Origin of the sequence: Delftia sp. 60 (assembly GCF_002754395.1) — a bacterium.
Taxonomy (GTDB): domain Bacteria; phylum Pseudomonadota; class Gammaproteobacteria; order Burkholderiales; family Burkholderiaceae_C; genus Comamonas; species Comamonas acidovorans.
Window position 1 is genome coordinate 3,658,793 of record NZ_PEFD01000001.1, and the last position, 14,276, is coordinate 3,673,068.

The window sequence follows — 14,276 nt, forward strand, 5'->3', positions numbered from 1 at the left end:
AAAGACACGCGCCCGGGAGACTCCGGGCATGCCATCTTCACCGCATCCCGATCAAGTCCCCAGTGCAGGGGGCGCAGCCCCCGGCCCCCGCTCCCCTGACTGGGAGCGCATCGAGCTGGACTACCGGGCCGGCATCAAGAGCCTGCGCGAAATCGCCGAGGGTTCTGGCACCAGCCACGTCAACATCTCCAAGCGCGCCAAGAAGCTGGGATGGACGAGAGACCTCACTGCCAAGATTCAATCCAAGGCCGACGCGCTGGTTAACGCGGCCCTGGTTAACACTCCGGTTAACAACGCGTCTCCAGCGGCAGAGCGGGAGACGGTCGAGGCGGCTGCTTCCACCCAGGCTTCGGTTCGACTCGGCCAGCGCGAGGACATCGAGCGGTGCCGGCGCATCAATATGGGCCTCATGGACGAGCTGGAGCAGCAGAGCGCCAGCCCTGAGCTATTTGCCGAGGTGGCTGCCATCCTGCGCAGCGCCCCGGCCGAGGAACTGACCAAGGAGCAGCGCGGCAAGCTGGCCGAGGCGGCGGGCAAGGCCTCCAGCCTGGCAAACCGCAGCAGCACCATGCGCTCCCTGTCCGAATCCCTGCGCGTGCTCATCGGGCTGGAGCGCCAGGCCTACGGCATCCGCGATGAAATGCCCGAGCCACCGGCCAAGGGCATGGAGAGCGTGACCACGGCCGAGCTGCTGGCCATGCGCGATGCGGTGAGGGCGCGCGCATGAACCTCTCCCCTGAAAAGCAGGCCGCCATGCTGGCCATGATCGAGCGGGAACTGGCGGCGCGGCAGCTGGACCAGTACGGCCCCTACGGCAAGCAGCGAGAGTTTCACCGTGCTGGCGCGTCGTTCAGCGAGCGCCTGTTCATGGCCGGCAACCAGCTCGGCAAGACGAAGGCAGGCGGCGCCGAATGGGCCATGCACCTGACGGGCCGGTATCCGGACTGGTGGGACGGCGCCACCTTTGCCAAGCCGGTGACCTTCTGGGCGGGCTCCGTGACCAGCGAAGCCACGCGCGACAACCCACAGCGCATGCTGCTGGGCCCGCCGGCCACGGTGGATGCCTGGGGCACGGGCATGGTGCCGCGCGATGCCATCAAGGCCACCACGCGCGCCATGGGCGTTGCCAACCTGCTGGACAGCGCCGTGATCCGCTGGGGTGGTGGCGGCGACGTGCAGGCCGGCGAATCCATCATCGCCTTCAAGTCCTACGAGAAGGGCCGCGAGAAGTGGCAGGGCCCGACCGTGGACGGCGTCTGGTTCGACGAGGAGCCGCCGCAGGACATCTATGCCGAGGGCCTGACCCGCACCAACAACGGCCAGCGCGGCCAGTTCGCGCAGACCACCTTCACCCCGCTGCTGGGCATGTCGGATGTGGTGATGCGCTTCCTGATGCCCGAGGCAGACGACCCCGGCGCCAAGGCCCGGCACGTCACCAGCATGACCATCTGGGACGTGGACCACTATTCGCTGGAGCAGAAGCAGTCCATCGTCGCCAGCTACCCGGCGCACGAGCGGGAGGCGCGCTCCAAGGGCATCCCGACGCTGGGCAGCGGCCGGATCTTCCCCGTGGAAGAGGACAGCATCAAGGTGCAGCCCTTCCCGATCCCTGCTCACTGGGTGCGCATCAACGGCCTGGACTTCGGCTGGGACCACCCCACGGCTGCCGTACAGCTGGCTTGGGACAGGGACAGCGACTGCCTCTATGTCACGCAGGGCCACAGGCAGAAGGAGGCCACGCCCATCCTGCATGCCGCAACGATCAAGGCTTGGGGCGAATGGGTGCCCACGGCATGGCCCCACGACGGCCTGCAGCACGACAAGGGCAGCGGCGAGCAACTGGCCGTCCAGTACGCGAAGACCGGGCTCAAGATGCTCAAGGATCGCGCCACCTTCGAGGACGGCAGCAACGGTGTCGAGGCTGGGCTGATGGAGATGCTGCAGCGCATGCAGACCGGCCGGTTCAAGGTGTTTGCCCACCTGGAGGACTGGTTCAGCGAGTTCCGCCTGTACCACCGCGAGGACGGCAAGGTCGTGAAGAAGCAGGACGACCTGATGAGCGCCACCCGCTACGCCGTGATGATGAAGCGCAAGGCCATCGTGCGGCCAGCCCCGGCCCGCGCTGCAGCCTCGGCCTGGCAGCCACTGGACAACGAGATAGGGTACTGACATGCAAGCCACCACCAATCATGGGGGCCTGCTGGCCCAGCAGCACGACGACAGCGGCGAGCCTCAGCGCGACCTGCGCGCCGAGTTCGTCCTGACACTCCTGTCCAAGCGCCGCGAGGCCATTGCCGGCCGTGCCGGCTCGGGCATCGAGGAGGAATGGACCGAGGACGAAGAGCACTACCAGGGCATCGACGACGCCAACCGCAACTTCCAGAACGCCAACCAGCTGTACCGCAGCAGGAAGACGGCCATCATCGGTGGGCAGACCAGGCAGCAGGGCCCGGCCCGGTCGGTGGTGTTCCTCAACATCACACGCCCCTACACCGATGCGGCCAGCGCCCGCGTGGCGGACATGCTGCTGCCCACGGATGACAGGGCCTGGGAGATCAAGCCGACGCCGCTGCCGCGCCTGAATGGTGCCCAGCTCACCATGCTGGCCCAGGCCATGGGTGCCACGGACCCGGCTGCCGTGCACGCGCAGATGGCTGCCCAGGCGGCCGAGGCCAAGGAAGCCGCCGAGCGCATGCAACAGGCCATCGAGGACCCGCTGGTGGAAAGCAACTGGCACGGCGAGGTGCGCCAGGTCATCGAGGACTCCGCACGCATCGGCTCTGGCGTGCTCAAGGGCCCGTTCCCCATCACGCGCACGGCACGCATGACGCGCAAGGACCCGGCCACGGGCCTGACCGAGTTCATCAAGGTGGACGAGATCAAGCCAGGCTCCAAGCGCATCGACGTCTGGAACTTCTTCCCGGACCCAGCCTGCGGGGAGAACCTCCACAACGGCAGCTACACGTGGGAGCGCGAGAACATCGGCCCGCGCCAGATCAAGGAGATGCTGGCCGATCCCAGCTACGAGACCGCCGAACTGCTGGCCGTGCTGCGCGAAGGCCCGGCCCGCACCCGCGAGGGCACTGAGGCCGTCTACCGGCCGGGCGAGAACGAGTTCGAGATGTGGATCTTCTACGGCCACTGCGCCCGCGAACACCTGGCGCGCATGGGTGTAGAGATGGAGGAGGGCGACGAGGACCGTGTGCCCACCATGGCGGTAATGATCAATGACCGCTTGGTCAAGGTCGTGCTCAGCCCCCAGGAGGACGGCGAGTTCCCCTATGACGTGCTGGCCTGGCAGCGCCGCCCTGGCATGCCCTGGGGTGTCGGCATCAGCCGGCAGGTCCGCACGGCACAGCGCATGCTCAATGGTGCAGCCCGCGCCATGATGGACAACAACGGCCTGTCAGCAGCGCCTCAGGTGGTGATTGGGAACGGTGTGACGCCGGAAGATGGTGTCTGGAGTCTGCGGCCCGGGAAGATCTGGCGGGCCGAAGCAAATGCAGATGTGTCCGATGTGCGCGGAGCATTCAACGCCTTCACAGTGCCCAGCGCCCAGGTCACGCTGATGAACACCATTCAGTTCGCGCTGAAGATGGCCGAGGACACCACGGGCATGCCGGCCATGCTGCAGGGCATCCGCGGCGATGCGCCCAACACCCTGGGCGGCATGCAGATGCAGAACAACAACGCCACCAGCGTGCTGCGGCGCCTCGCCAAGCGCTTCGACGACTACATGACCCGGCCCCACATCCAGCGGTACTTCGACTGGATGATGACCTACTCGGACGACGAGAGCATCAAGGGCGACTTCCAGATCGACGTGCGTGCCAGTTCGGCCCTGGTCGAGCGGGACGCGCAGCAGCAGTTCCTGATGACGCTGCTGCAGGTGTCGGCCAATCCCGTCTACGAGCTGGACCCGGCCAAGCTGGCGGCCGAGCTGTGCAAGGGCCAGCGCCTGGACCCCACCAACTTCCAGTACACGGACGAGCAGAAGGCTCAGCGCGCCCAGCAGGGCCAGGACCCAACGGTGCAGGCCAAGGCCCAGCTGCTGGCCGCCCAGGCCCGCAAGGCTGATGCCGACGCCACCAACACCGGCATGGAGACGCTGTACAGCGGCGTGCAGACCGGGCAGCTCATTTCGATGAATCCGGCCGTGGCCACGCTCGCCGATGGCTTGGCCAGGTCGGTTGGCTTCCAGGACCAGGACGCCGCACCCATCGTGCCGCAGGGCGGATGGATCACACCTCAGCAGCAGCCCGACCCTGGCGCCGTGCCCAACAACACCGATCCGCTGACGCCACTGCGCCCCGACAGCCCGCTGCTGGGCGTGCGCCAGGGCATCGAGACGCCGGCCGCAGACGGCGCGCGGGGCTGACCCCCGGCCAGGGTTCGCCGCAATGGGCGTTCCTCTGGAAACTGCAAGCCATGACGAACCAGGGCATCGACTTCACCTCACCGACATGGCGCGCCATCGAGCGCCATGCCAACGCGCAGATCGACACCCTGCGCAAGAAGAACGACAGCCCGACCATGGACGCGCTGCGCACCACCGAACTGCGTGGACGCATCGCGGCCTGGAAAGAACTGCTTGCGCTGGCCCCGTCAGCCCAGGCACAACCCGCCGACGCTGGTGGCGAGAGCTACTGACCTTGGCATGAAACACAGGAGTGCATGACGCATGGATCCGCAACAACAGCAGGAACAGGCGCAGGAGCGGGCAGCTTTCGAGCAGGCCTTTGCCAGCGTGACCGGAACGGAGCCGCCGCCGGCCCCCGCCGCAGCATCTTCGGATGCCTCGGCCGAGGCTGGCGCCGCGCCCGCGCCGGCACCTGCAGAAGCCCCCGTATCTGCGCCCGCAGTCGCAGCGCCTCAGGCCAGCGATGCACCACAGGACGGCGCTGACGCTCTGCCCGCTCCCGAGGGGCAGCAAGCCCAGCCGGGGCAGGGAGGCGCCGAGGACGACCCGGTGGTGTTTGAGGGCTACAAGCGCAGCGAGTTGCAGCGCCTGCTGGGCAGCGCCGCCAAGGTGGATTCCCTCGAACAGCAACTGCGCAAGGCCAACGGCAAGATCGGCGAACTCAACAGCCGCATCCAGGCCCCGGCACCTGCACCAGCCCCGACGCCAGCACCGGCGCCCGAGCTGCCCCCGGAGTTGCAGCAGTTCGAGAAGGACTATCCCGACGTTGCCAACTACGTCCGTGCCCTGGGCATCACGCCCCAGCAACAACGCCAGGAAGCCCCGCCGGCTCCCGTGCAGCAGCCCGTGGCCACGGGTGGCGAGCACACAGCCCCGGCCGAGCATGACCCTGCAGCGCTGGAGCTGGCCGTGTTGGACCGCATGCACACAGGCTGGCGCGACAAGGTGGGCTCGCAGGAATTCAACCTGTGGCTCACCGCACAGGGAGAACAGGTGCAGCAGGAGTTCGCGGAAGCGGGCACGGCTGACAGCCTGGGCGCCGTCATCGGCAAGTACGACCAGTGGACCGCTGCACGCACCGCCGCCGCCGACAAGGCCGCGAAAGGTCAGCAGCGGCTCAAGGCTGCCGTGACGCCAAGCGGCAATGCGCCGCGCCCTCAGACCGCGCCTACCGAACAGGAAGCATTCATTGCCGGCTTCAAGTCGGTGGTTGGCCGATAAGGCCTAAAGGAGAACATCGTGACCTTCACGACCGGAAATCCCGCCGAGCGAATCGGCAAACTGAAGGGTGAGATCCTGGGCCATGCCGTCGGCGTGGAAGTCCTGGGTATCACTGGCAAGCAGAGCGCCATGCCGCGCAATGTGGGCCAGACCATCGTCTATCGCCGTTACCTTCCGTACGGCGCGACGGCGGCCGACTTCAACACCATCAACCGTCCTCTGGTGAGCGTCAACGCGCACGAGCTGCAAGAAGGCGTGACGCCCTCGGCAGATTCCCTGGTGCCGCAGGACATTGAGGTGAAGCTGCGCGAGTTCGGCTGCCTGTACCAACTGACCAACCGCGTGGCAGATACCTACGAGGACGACGTGCCCGCCGAGATGAAGAAGCAGTGCGGCGAGCGTGTGGGCCTGCTGCGCGAGATGATCCGCTACGGCGTGATCAAGAGCTGCGCCAACGCCTTCTATTCGGGCGGCTCCTCGCGCAATGCGGTCAGCGGGAAGATCACCTCGAACCTGCTGCGCAAGATCAGCCGCAACCTGCAGGCCAACCACTCCAGGCGCGTGACGGGCATTCTGGCTCCGTCGGCCAACATCAGCACGTCGCCTGTCGAGGCCTCGTATCTGGTGTTCGTCCACACCGATGCCGACTCCGATGTGCGTGATCTACCCAAGTTCACGCCCGTGGCCGAGTACGGCAGCCGCAAGGTAGTGAGCCAGTACGAGCTGGGCAGTGTGGAGAACTTCCGCTTCATCACATCTCCAGAGCTGGCTCCCTACGCCAACGCTGGCGCGGCCATCGGCAGCACCGGCCTCATGGGTGGCACCAATGTGGACGTCTACCCGTTCATCGTGGTGGGCGAAGACGCATGGGGCCAAGTGGCTCTGCGCGGGGACAACGCGCTGGACCCCACATACATCCCGGCCGGCCAGAAGGACAAGAGCGACCCGCTGGGCCAGCGCGGCTACGTGGGCACGCGGTTCTACATGAACTGCACGCTGCTCAACGAGGGCTGGATGGCGGTGGCCGAGGCCGGCGTCTCTGCGCTGACCTGAAGCCACGGGGGCGCGAAAGCGCTCCCGCTTCCAACTCATTGAACCGACAAGGAGCACATCATGGCTGACAACGTTGCGGGCCAGACCCGCACCCGCTCAGACGACCAAGGCACGCCTGGCTTTGCCCAGGGCAAGGTCGTCCTGGACGCCACCACCATCGTGGCCGGTGACGATCTCTTCTTCCCTGTGGGCTTCAAGCCGCGCTATGTGCGGCTGCAAAGCTCCAGTGGCGTCTGCATCGAATGGTATGCAGGCATGGCCGAGAACTCGGCCTTCAAGGCCGCCGCTGACGGCGCACGGACGCTGTCCGCATCGGCTGGCGTGAAGACCGACCCGCGCGGCTTCCGCGTTTCCCAGAACGCCACCTTGGCGGCCGTGGTCGCGTCCCAGACGCTGTACTACGTCGCCCAGGTCTGAACCAAAGCCCGGCCCAGTGCCGGGCGCAACCCCCTCATTTCAGGAGAAACGCATGGCACGCAACACCACCGCAGTGGATGCAACCAACCAATACCTTGGCAAGGAGTCCACGGTCCAGATCGGCGAGATCGGCCAGGGCGACGTCGAGGTCGTCGACAAGCCGCTGCCCTCTGGTGCGCTGGAGCTCGAAGCCTTCATGAACGAGCCCGTCACGGTCATGGTCTATGAGTCCACCGACGAGAACGACATGGACATGGTGCTGGTGGGCGTGAATGGCGTTTCTCAATACTTTCGCCGCGGCGTGGCCCAGACCGTGAAGCGCAAGTTCGTGGAACGCCTGGCACGCGCCAAGCGCACGGACTTCGATCAGAAGCTGGATGACCGTCTGGGCGAGGCCATGAACAACCTGCGTCAGCGCCACGGCCTGCGCTACCCCTTCACTGTCGTCGAAGACCGCAACCCCCGTGGCGGTGCATGGCTGAAGGGTGTGCTGGCGGAAACCCAGTAATCGCAGTACGAGGCCCCCATGACCCTCGACGACCTGATCAAGCAGTACCGGGCCGACGCGCTCGACCAGGGCCGGGCCGTCGGCGGTGGCGACGCCGATGTCTTCTGCACCGATGACCTGCTGACCATCTACGCCAACGAGGCCCAGATCGAAGCCTGCCGCCGTGGCCAGCTGCTGCGCGATTCGGTCTCTCCCATGTGCCGCATCGCGTTCCTGGCCGGCGCGGAGACGGTGGACCTGGACAGCAGGGTGGTGCGCATCCTGCGCGCCTTCATCAACGGCCAGGAGGTCGGCGAGATCTCGGTGGACGAGATGGACTGCTACCACCCTGGCTGGCAGTTTCAAGAGCGCCAAGACGTGCCGCAGCGCCTGGTGGCCGGCATGACCACCGGCAAGCTGCACCTGTGGCCCAGGCCTGCAGCAGACGGCGAACTGCGCCTGACCGTGCAGCGGCTGCCGCTCAAGCCCATGCGCGCCTGCATGGACAAGCCCGAGATCCGGCCCGAGCTGCACTTCGCCCTGGTGCACTGGATGCTGTACCGGGCCTACGGTCGCGAGGACACCGACATGCACAACGACGCCAAGGCCGCCGTGGCCCTGACCAAGTTCGAAGCGGAGTTCGGGCGCAAGGCCAGCGGGCGGAATGAGGAGTGGGTGCGCTCGCGCGAGGTGGGTGTGCCTGGGCCGCTGGCCTGACAATGACGCTTGTTGATCAGGCCTCAAGCGTTAGATGTGGCCCAAATACCTGATCGATGCGCTGATCTCTATGGCCCATCAAACGGGCCTCGGTACGGAGGCAGTCTTTCTTTTCCTCCTCCGTAAGCTCGCTTCGGTGTTGCATAACCTGTAGGTCGTTCATCTCTGGGTAGACCTCATGCTTCAGGTACTGGTAAACCTCTTCTGGAAAAATCCAGCGAGAACTATTCATTGCCGTTACAAACCGAGCCTTACGCTCTGATGTGTGGTTTTCTGGCAATGTCCATTCGTCAACGATGTCGCAGACTACGTCGTAGATCGAGAGACGTCGGTCGAAGAGATCCAGTTTGAGTTTGTTGTAAGAAGTCTTGGCCTCTCTCTCTGCGACCTCTGCCTGTCGCTCGGAAATGTCTTTCTGACCTTTTCCAATTCTGTAGGTGACAAGCGCAGCGACGACGGCCGCCGTGAGAGTCACCACGGAGTTGAAGAAAGCAAGCAAATCGCTCGTGCTCATAGCATTCCTCCCTGATTGATTATGGACACCCCCATTGGGGTTCGACGCGCCGACAGCATATCCGCACACTGCCATGAGCAACTCCGCAAGGAACACTCATGGCCACCAACCCTCTCCTCGAAGCAGCCCAGCGGCGTGACGCGCTGATCAATCAGATCCCGGTGGGCGGCAATCCGCAGGCGCCCGCTGCCGACGGCTCCCAGAGCAACCCCCTGAACAACGACTTCGGCCGCAACTTGGCCGCACTGCCCAGTGCCGGCGGCATCCCTGGCGCTGCGCTGCGCGGTACAGGCCTGGTTGCCCGGGCCTTCGGGGCATCGCAGCCTGCCATGTCGGGGCTGGGCCAAGCCGCCCAGGCTGCTGCACCCTATGCGCCTGTGGTGGGCGGCGGTGCTGCGCTGGCGACTGCTGCCGGCGCGCAGAGCCCAGCACCTGCCAGCCCGATCACGCGCCAATCCAATCCGCTGGTGGCCGCCGCGATGGAGCAGCAGGCGGGTGCGCACGGCGCTCCAGGCTCCCCTGGCGCCGCAGCTGCGCCCATGCCTGGACCTGCAGCACCTTCTGGCCCGGCCAACATCACGCGCCAGGGCAACAGCTACAGCGGGCCCGCCAACATCAGCGGCGACATCACCATCAATGGCCAGCCCGCCGGCGGCACGGTGAACTCGCTGCCCAGCGGAGCGACGCCAGGATCGCAAATGCAGGGCATCGCCCCGGGACTGTCCTCGTCGCTGGGCAATCCGCTCGTGCAGGCCGCAGGCATCGCCCACAGCGGCAACGACTGGGCCTCGCGCAACGCGCTGCGCAATGCCGAGGTGTCGGCCAGTTCCATCAAGAACACCCAGCAGTGGGGCGGCCGTGGCGCTGAGAACAACCCCGCTGTGCAGACATACCAGGCCATGCTGGCGACAGACCAGGCGCTGCAGCAGGCCGCCCCAGGCCTGCAGGCAGAGGGCATGCGCCAGGGCAATGCTCTGGTGCGTGCCGCCATGGAGCAGCAGGGCCAGAACCAGCGCGCCGGCATGCAGGCCGGGCTGACCCAGCAGCGCCTGGACATGGACCGCGAGACTCAGGGGTACACGAACCGCACCAACCGGCTGGTGGAGGCGGCACGCAACCAGGTGGCCCAGCAGCAGGACCCGACCAAGCGCCGCAGCTTGGTGCAGTACATGAGGGACATCGAGGGCGCGCAGACCCCCAGCGATTGGGATGTGAAGGTGACGCCGACCACCAAGAACCTGGACGGCTCCACTTCCATGGGGAGCGTCATCCGGCACAACAGGGCTACGGGGCAGGTGGAGCAGGTGCCTATGGGGCAGGGAGGCGGTGATCCGCTGTCGAGTCCTGCAACCAGGCCCGTTGGAACTGTCTCAAGCGTGGGCGGGAAGACGGCTGTCTGGGATGGGCAGAAATGGGTGCCGCAATAGGGCGCTTACTTCTTCGGGGGCGAGAGCTCGCCGCGCTCCCAATCGGGGCCGTCATGCAGCCGCCGACAAGCCATCCCAATGAGCTCAGCCGCCCTGGTGCTGCGCGTATCGCCTGCCTTCTTCGCTGTGCACTCTGGCCCGGACTTGAACCCCAGCATGCCCCGGCCATCTCCCTGGGGAACGGCCTGGATTCCGCCCGGGTGCTCAGCGCTGCAGACCTGGAACACGGCCTGAGCCGCGACATCGTTCTGCGTGCCCGGGAGCTTGTCCAGCAGGCAGGTGGCCATGTTTGCGGCCAGGGCGGGGGCGGCGAGGAGGAGGGCTGGAAGGATGAGGAGGGGGCGCATGGGCGGAATGTAGCAGGCACCAATTGTTGGAGCAATTTGCCCGCACCTTTGATGAGCCAAATTGCCACTGCGTGCTAGCATTCAGCCAAAGGAGGATGGGCAATGACTGTATGTGTTGCTGCACTTTGCGACGATGGTGCTTCAGTGATTGGGGTTTCCGACAGGATGCTATCCACAGCGGATAATCAAACAACACGCGTAAAGGTGCACCATTTAACGCCTACGGTTGTGGCCTTGATTGCTGGTGATGTTGCTTTACATACTGAACTCTTGATTGAGTTACGTACTCTTATAGAGCGGTATTCTGATAATCCAGAGTTGTTATCAGTAAAGAACATAGCTGACTCTTATGGGGCTGCTTATGCTGACTCCAAGAGGCGTCGTGCTGAGCGCCAGTTTCTGTCACCACTTGGCCTGAATTCGGATGATTTTCTAAAAAGACAGGCAGATTTTAGTGAGAAATTTTCTTCAGACTTGGTTCGGGAAATAGTCAATTTCCAAATGCCTGCATGCGCTGCATTATTTATCGGTAAAGATGCTAGTCATGGCTATGTGAGGTCACATATATATTCTTTTGATAATGGAAGTGTTACTTGTCATAATGAGGCGGGCTTTGCTTCCATTGGAGTTGGGATGTATCAAGCAATGTCCAGTTTAATGTTTGCTGGGCACAGAACTCAGCAAGGATTGGATGCTACCGCGTACATGGTTTTGGCTGCGAAAAAGAGGGCTGAAGTTGCCCCCGGTGTTGGTAAGGAGACTGATATGGTGGTGGTCACTAAACCCAATGAATCGTATCTGATATTCTATGAATCTACTATTCAAAAACTAGAAGAGATTTACGAACGCTCGGAGGTCGAGCATTCATTGGTTAATAATCAAGCGATTGGAGAGTGTCATGCCTATTTTGAAACCCTCAGAAACCCCATTGAGCCAGTTGAAATTTCTGGCAAGACCGAGCCTTCTGGAACCGAGCCGAATTCAGACGAATCAGCTGCTGTTGGAGCAAGTGCAGAAAGTTCAATCGCCTCTGAAGCTTCCAGTGTTTAACGCTTTGGAGCAGAGAAGAATTGATTTTTTAAAGAAATAGGATGAATCTATCGGAGTATTTATTTCGGTGATGGTATTTTTTATCTGTATTCCATAGATTGATTAATTCTCCATGCCTGAATTGTCAAAAGATGTTGTTGCGTTATTGCAATATCTTGCGCCTGGTTTTATCGTTGCATGGTTATTTTACGGATTGACGAATCATGTAAAGCCATCCCAGTTTGAGCGGGTGGTCCAGGCGCTGCTGTTTACTGTTGTTGTTCAGCTTGTAGTCGTTCTGATAAAGAAGGTTGCTCATCTGTTGGGCGAGTATTGGTACATTGGGGAGTGGACCGATGATTCGAGCTTGGCTGCATCAGTTTTATCCGCAGCCATTTTTGGTCTTTTGATGGCGTGGCTGTATAAATCAGATTATCTTTATGGGTTTTTGCGTTATTTAGGATTTACTACTCGCAGTGGTTTCCCAAATGAATGGTATGCGGCAATGGCTACTAAGACCTGTTATGTGATTCTGCACATGAAGGATAAAACCAGGTTTCTGGGCTGGCCAGATCGATGGCCATCAGATAGAAACGGTTTCTTTTATCTTAGTCAAGTTGTAAAGGAGACTGAAGAAGGGGAGCAAGATCTAAGCAACTCTGAAGGCGTTCTTTTGGACGCATCGGAAGTATCGTATATAGAATTTCTCAAGTCACCAGAGGCAATTTATGACGAAGTCACCCAGTTCGAAACCACCAGCACCAGTGAGGATAGTAACCCCGCCTGGAAGAAGCAAGCAGGCGAACGTGAATCCTCCGCCTCCTCCAATACAATCTAGGCCCGCAATGCCGCCGCGAGCACCATCAAAAAAATCTTAATTAAACAAGTCCGCCCCGCGCGGGCTTCGTCGTTTCTGGGGCAGCTTCAAGCTCGGCACGTCGTTTGCCCCCTCCGCAGGAAGAGCCCGGCTCGGGGAGGAGGGACTTTCCGTCTGCAGCCCAGATCCGGAACGTTGCACATTTCCGGTCGGAGCCCCGAACCTATGTCACGCAAGTACAAGTCTCTGATGCAGGAGAAAGCTGCATTGGATGCCAAGATCGCTGAGCACTATGGAGCCATGCGGCTCGATGCGATTGATGCAGCACGGGCTCTGGTGAAGCAACACGATCTCCAGGTCTGCGATCTGTTTGCACTGGACACGCCGAAGAACGCGCGTTGCCGGAATCCCAAGACCGGCGAGACATGGTCGGGCCGGGGCCGAGCTCCCCGGTGGATCGAGGGCCGAGATCGGAAGCCCTTTGAGATCTGAGCGGGAGCTCGGCCTCTTGCGGGCCTCGTCGTTTCTGGGCGCTGGTGCCACGAGCTCGCACCTGTGACAATGCCTCGCATGCACGAATGCGTCTTCACCCACAACGGCATCGAGTTCACCGCAGACTACGAGGCCTGTGGCGACGTGCTTCTGGTCTTCCTTCCGGACGACTCTTCCAGGGAGTCGCCGTTGGGAGGTCGTGACCCGCACGCTGTAGCTCTGGAGCACCTCATGTTTTACGTGGCGACGTTGGAGGTGCAGAACTGAGCCTCCAGACTACCTGCGCTCAGGTTCGCTCGCCCGGGGTCCCACTGTTGCTTGGGCATTGAATGCTGCCCTCTGTATCAGGAAACGCGGCTTCTATGCCTGCGGACGCGGCAGCAGTCGGCAGAGGGCGCCAAGGTACAGCGTGTGGCCGTTTCGCGATGAGCCAGATCGCGGCGACTACAGTCAGCGTCCCAAGAATTAGCAGGCTCAGCAATCCGCGCGGTGACCAACTGTCCTGTTGCTCTTCCGGGCTGCTTGATCCCTGCGGGGGCTCGTCATCATCCATGCGGTAGCCTGGATGCGCCGCGCAAGGCAAAGGTGAGGGGGTACATAGCATGCGCTTTCTTGTGGGAGGGAGAGCGATGCTACGCGTGGTTTCGCCATGTACCAATATGTAGCTTCGCCCAGGCTGTGAGGCCGTACAGGCGGCAATCTTTGTGCCTGCTCAGACTAGGCCAAGCCCTAACTCGGCACTTCAGATTTCGCCTCTCGGCTGGGGTACAACAGATTTACCGTTTTCTTCGAACTCTGTTATCCCCTGGAGTGACGCCATGCCAGACTCCATCCAAGCCCCGTGCCCCTTATGCAACCTCCAGTGCACTGCTTACCTCGAAGACTATGGAAAGTGGATGCACTTTTCCTGCCGCTGTTGTCGCGAGCTGAAGGTGAACAAGATGGTGATCAGCAAGCTTCGCGCTGAATCCAATGACGTGCGCGAGCAGCTGTCGCAGCAGGCTCGCGCGTTGGGAGAGGGCGAATATCTCCACATCGCTGCAACGGATCAGGGCTCGTTGCAGCCCCGGGGGCAATCTGCCTGGACGGCTGAGGTGCGGACGCGGCCCGTGTGAGCTGCGCCCAAGAAAAAGGCCCGCTGGGTAGGCCTGGCTGCCTGCGCGGCACGGGACTTGGTTTCGTCGAGCTTCGCTTCGATCGTCATTTTCTGAACTGCCTATACGGCAGTGAACAGGATGGCCAGCCGCATGCGGTCCGCGCGCTGTTTCTGAACTGCCTATGCGGCAGTGAACCCGCTCCCGCAGGGCCTTGTTCTCTGCGTCCATTTCTGAGCTG

At 62.7% G+C, this 14,276-nt stretch carries 17 protein-coding genes; 15 read left to right on the forward strand and 2 right to left on the reverse strand.

Annotation, left to right across the window (positions count from 1 at the left end; all coding sequences use genetic code 11):
• The first annotated feature begins 28 nt into the window (after positions 1-28).
• From CLV01_RS28795 to CLV01_RS16645, 9 genes are read left to right on the forward strand one after another with little or no spacing between them, the layout of a single operon-like run.
• Complete coding sequence (locus CLV01_RS28795; protein WP_143290046.1) at positions 29-727, forward strand: hypothetical protein; 699 nt, start codon at positions 29-31, stop codon at positions 725-727.
• Positions 724-2,169, forward strand: a complete 1,446-nt coding sequence (locus tag CLV01_RS16610) for a terminase large subunit domain-containing protein (protein ID WP_099733764.1) — start codon at positions 724-726, stop codon at positions 2,167-2,169. The genes CLV01_RS28795 and CLV01_RS16610 overlap by 4 nt, the downstream gene beginning before the upstream one ends.
• 1 nt (position 2,170) lies before the next feature.
• Positions 2,171-4,378 (forward strand): portal protein, encoded by a 2,208-nt coding sequence (locus CLV01_RS16615; protein WP_099733763.1) that lies wholly within the window; start codon positions 2,171-2,173, stop codon positions 4,376-4,378.
• 50 nt (positions 4,379-4,428) lie between these two features.
• Positions 4,429-4,650 (forward strand): hypothetical protein, encoded by a 222-nt coding sequence (locus CLV01_RS16620; RefSeq protein ID WP_046988509.1) that lies wholly within the window; start codon positions 4,429-4,431, stop codon positions 4,648-4,650.
• Between the two features lie 31 nt (positions 4,651-4,681).
• Positions 4,682-5,641: a hypothetical protein gene (locus tag CLV01_RS16625; protein WP_099733762.1), complete on the forward strand. Its 960-nt coding sequence runs from the start codon at positions 4,682-4,684 to the stop codon at positions 5,639-5,641.
• An 18-nt stretch (positions 5,642-5,659) separates the two neighbouring features.
• Complete coding sequence (locus CLV01_RS16630) at positions 5,660-6,694, forward strand: N4-gp56 family major capsid protein (protein WP_099733761.1); 1,035 nt, start codon at positions 5,660-5,662, stop codon at positions 6,692-6,694.
• A gap of 60 nt (positions 6,695-6,754) precedes the next feature.
• Complete coding sequence (locus CLV01_RS16635; RefSeq protein ID WP_016449980.1) at positions 6,755-7,111, forward strand: hypothetical protein; 357 nt, start codon at positions 6,755-6,757, stop codon at positions 7,109-7,111.
• Positions 7,112-7,163: 52 nt separating this feature from the next.
• Entirely contained in the window at positions 7,164-7,619 is a 456-nt protein-coding gene (locus CLV01_RS16640; protein WP_016449981.1) for a hypothetical protein, read from the forward strand.
• 18 nt (positions 7,620-7,637) lie between these two features.
• The gene (locus tag CLV01_RS16645; protein ID WP_099733760.1) at positions 7,638-8,315 is read left to right on the forward strand and encodes a phage adaptor protein; all 678 of its coding nucleotides are present in this window, start codon (positions 7,638-7,640) and stop codon (positions 8,313-8,315) included.
• 16 nt (positions 8,316-8,331) lie between these two features.
• Here CLV01_RS16645 and CLV01_RS16650 read toward each other — a convergent pair whose 3' ends face one another.
• Positions 8,332-8,829 carry a hypothetical protein gene (locus CLV01_RS16650; RefSeq protein ID WP_099733759.1) on the reverse strand — a complete coding sequence of 166 codons (498 nt, stop codon included), beginning with the start codon at positions 8,827-8,829 and terminating at the stop codon, positions 8,332-8,334.
• 98 nt (positions 8,830-8,927) lie between these two features.
• Here CLV01_RS16650 and CLV01_RS16655 point away from each other — a divergent pair, with 98 nt between their 5' ends.
• Positions 8,928-10,256: a hypothetical protein gene (locus CLV01_RS16655; RefSeq protein ID WP_099733758.1), complete on the forward strand. Its 1,329-nt coding sequence runs from the start codon at positions 8,928-8,930 to the stop codon at positions 10,254-10,256.
• A 5-nt stretch (positions 10,257-10,261) separates the two neighbouring features.
• Here CLV01_RS16655 and CLV01_RS29315 read toward each other — a convergent pair whose 3' ends face one another.
• Positions 10,262-10,603, reverse strand: coding sequence for a hypothetical protein (locus CLV01_RS29315; protein ID WP_180289115.1), 342 nt, complete (start codon positions 10,601-10,603; stop codon positions 10,262-10,264).
• 102 nt (positions 10,604-10,705) lie between these two features.
• On the opposite strand from CLV01_RS29315, the gene CLV01_RS28800 reads away from it, so the two are divergent.
• The 5 genes from CLV01_RS28800 (at position 10,706) to CLV01_RS29620 (ending at position 14,056) form a co-directional block, all read left to right on the forward strand.
• Positions 10,706-11,653 carry a hypothetical protein gene (locus tag CLV01_RS28800; RefSeq protein ID WP_143290045.1) on the forward strand — a complete coding sequence of 316 codons (948 nt, stop codon included), beginning with the start codon at positions 10,706-10,708 and terminating at the stop codon, positions 11,651-11,653.
• A gap of 112 nt (positions 11,654-11,765) precedes the next feature.
• A complete protein-coding gene (locus tag CLV01_RS28805; RefSeq protein WP_143290044.1) occupies positions 11,766-12,470 on the forward strand; it encodes a DUF6338 family protein in 705 nt (234 codons plus the stop codon).
• Positions 12,471-12,674: 204 nt separating this feature from the next.
• The gene (locus tag CLV01_RS16665) at positions 12,675-12,941 is read left to right on the forward strand and encodes an H-NS histone family protein (RefSeq protein ID WP_099733757.1); all 267 of its coding nucleotides are present in this window, start codon (positions 12,675-12,677) and stop codon (positions 12,939-12,941) included.
• Positions 12,942-13,019: 78 nt separating this feature from the next.
• Entirely contained in the window at positions 13,020-13,208 is a 189-nt protein-coding gene (locus CLV01_RS16670; RefSeq protein ID WP_257221341.1) for a hypothetical protein, read from the forward strand.
• A gap of 674 nt (positions 13,209-13,882) precedes the next feature.
• Positions 13,883-14,056 carry a hypothetical protein gene (locus CLV01_RS29620; RefSeq protein ID WP_257221342.1) on the forward strand — a complete coding sequence of 58 codons (174 nt, stop codon included), beginning with the start codon at positions 13,883-13,885 and terminating at the stop codon, positions 14,054-14,056.
• The last annotated feature ends 220 nt before the right edge of the window (positions 14,057-14,276 follow it).

Coding starts and splice junctions, on each gene's coding strand:
- CLV01_RS28795 (WP_143290046.1), top strand. CDS start 29: ATGCCATCTTCACCGCATCCCGATCAAGTCCCCAGTGCAGGGGGCGCA.
- CLV01_RS16610 (WP_099733764.1), top strand. CDS start 724: ATGAACCTCTCCCCTGAAAAGCAGGCCGCCATGCTGGCCATGATCGAG.
- CLV01_RS16615 (WP_099733763.1), top strand. CDS start 2,171: ATGCAAGCCACCACCAATCATGGGGGCCTGCTGGCCCAGCAGCACGAC.
- CLV01_RS16620 (WP_046988509.1), top strand. CDS start 4,429: ATGACGAACCAGGGCATCGACTTCACCTCACCGACATGGCGCGCCATC.
- CLV01_RS16625 (WP_099733762.1), top strand. CDS start 4,682: ATGGATCCGCAACAACAGCAGGAACAGGCGCAGGAGCGGGCAGCTTTC.
- CLV01_RS16635 (WP_016449980.1), top strand. CDS start 6,755: ATGGCTGACAACGTTGCGGGCCAGACCCGCACCCGCTCAGACGACCAA.
- CLV01_RS16640 (WP_016449981.1), top strand. CDS start 7,164: ATGGCACGCAACACCACCGCAGTGGATGCAACCAACCAATACCTTGGC.
- CLV01_RS16645 (WP_099733760.1), top strand. CDS start 7,638: ATGACCCTCGACGACCTGATCAAGCAGTACCGGGCCGACGCGCTCGAC.
- CLV01_RS16650 (WP_099733759.1), bottom strand. CDS start 8,829: ATGAGCACGAGCGATTTGCTTGCTTTCTTCAACTCCGTGGTGACTCTC.
- CLV01_RS16655 (WP_099733758.1), top strand. CDS start 8,928: ATGGCCACCAACCCTCTCCTCGAAGCAGCCCAGCGGCGTGACGCGCTG.
- CLV01_RS29315 (WP_180289115.1), bottom strand. CDS start 10,603: ATGCGCCCCCTCCTCATCCTTCCAGCCCTCCTCCTCGCCGCCCCCGCC.
- CLV01_RS28800 (WP_143290045.1), top strand. CDS start 10,706: ATGACTGTATGTGTTGCTGCACTTTGCGACGATGGTGCTTCAGTGATT.
- CLV01_RS28805 (WP_143290044.1), top strand. CDS start 11,766: ATGCCTGAATTGTCAAAAGATGTTGTTGCGTTATTGCAATATCTTGCG.
- CLV01_RS16665 (WP_099733757.1), top strand. CDS start 12,675: ATGTCACGCAAGTACAAGTCTCTGATGCAGGAGAAAGCTGCATTGGAT.
- CLV01_RS16670 (WP_257221341.1), top strand. CDS start 13,020: ATGCACGAATGCGTCTTCACCCACAACGGCATCGAGTTCACCGCAGAC.
- CLV01_RS29620 (WP_257221342.1), top strand. CDS start 13,883: ATGGTGATCAGCAAGCTTCGCGCTGAATCCAATGACGTGCGCGAGCAG.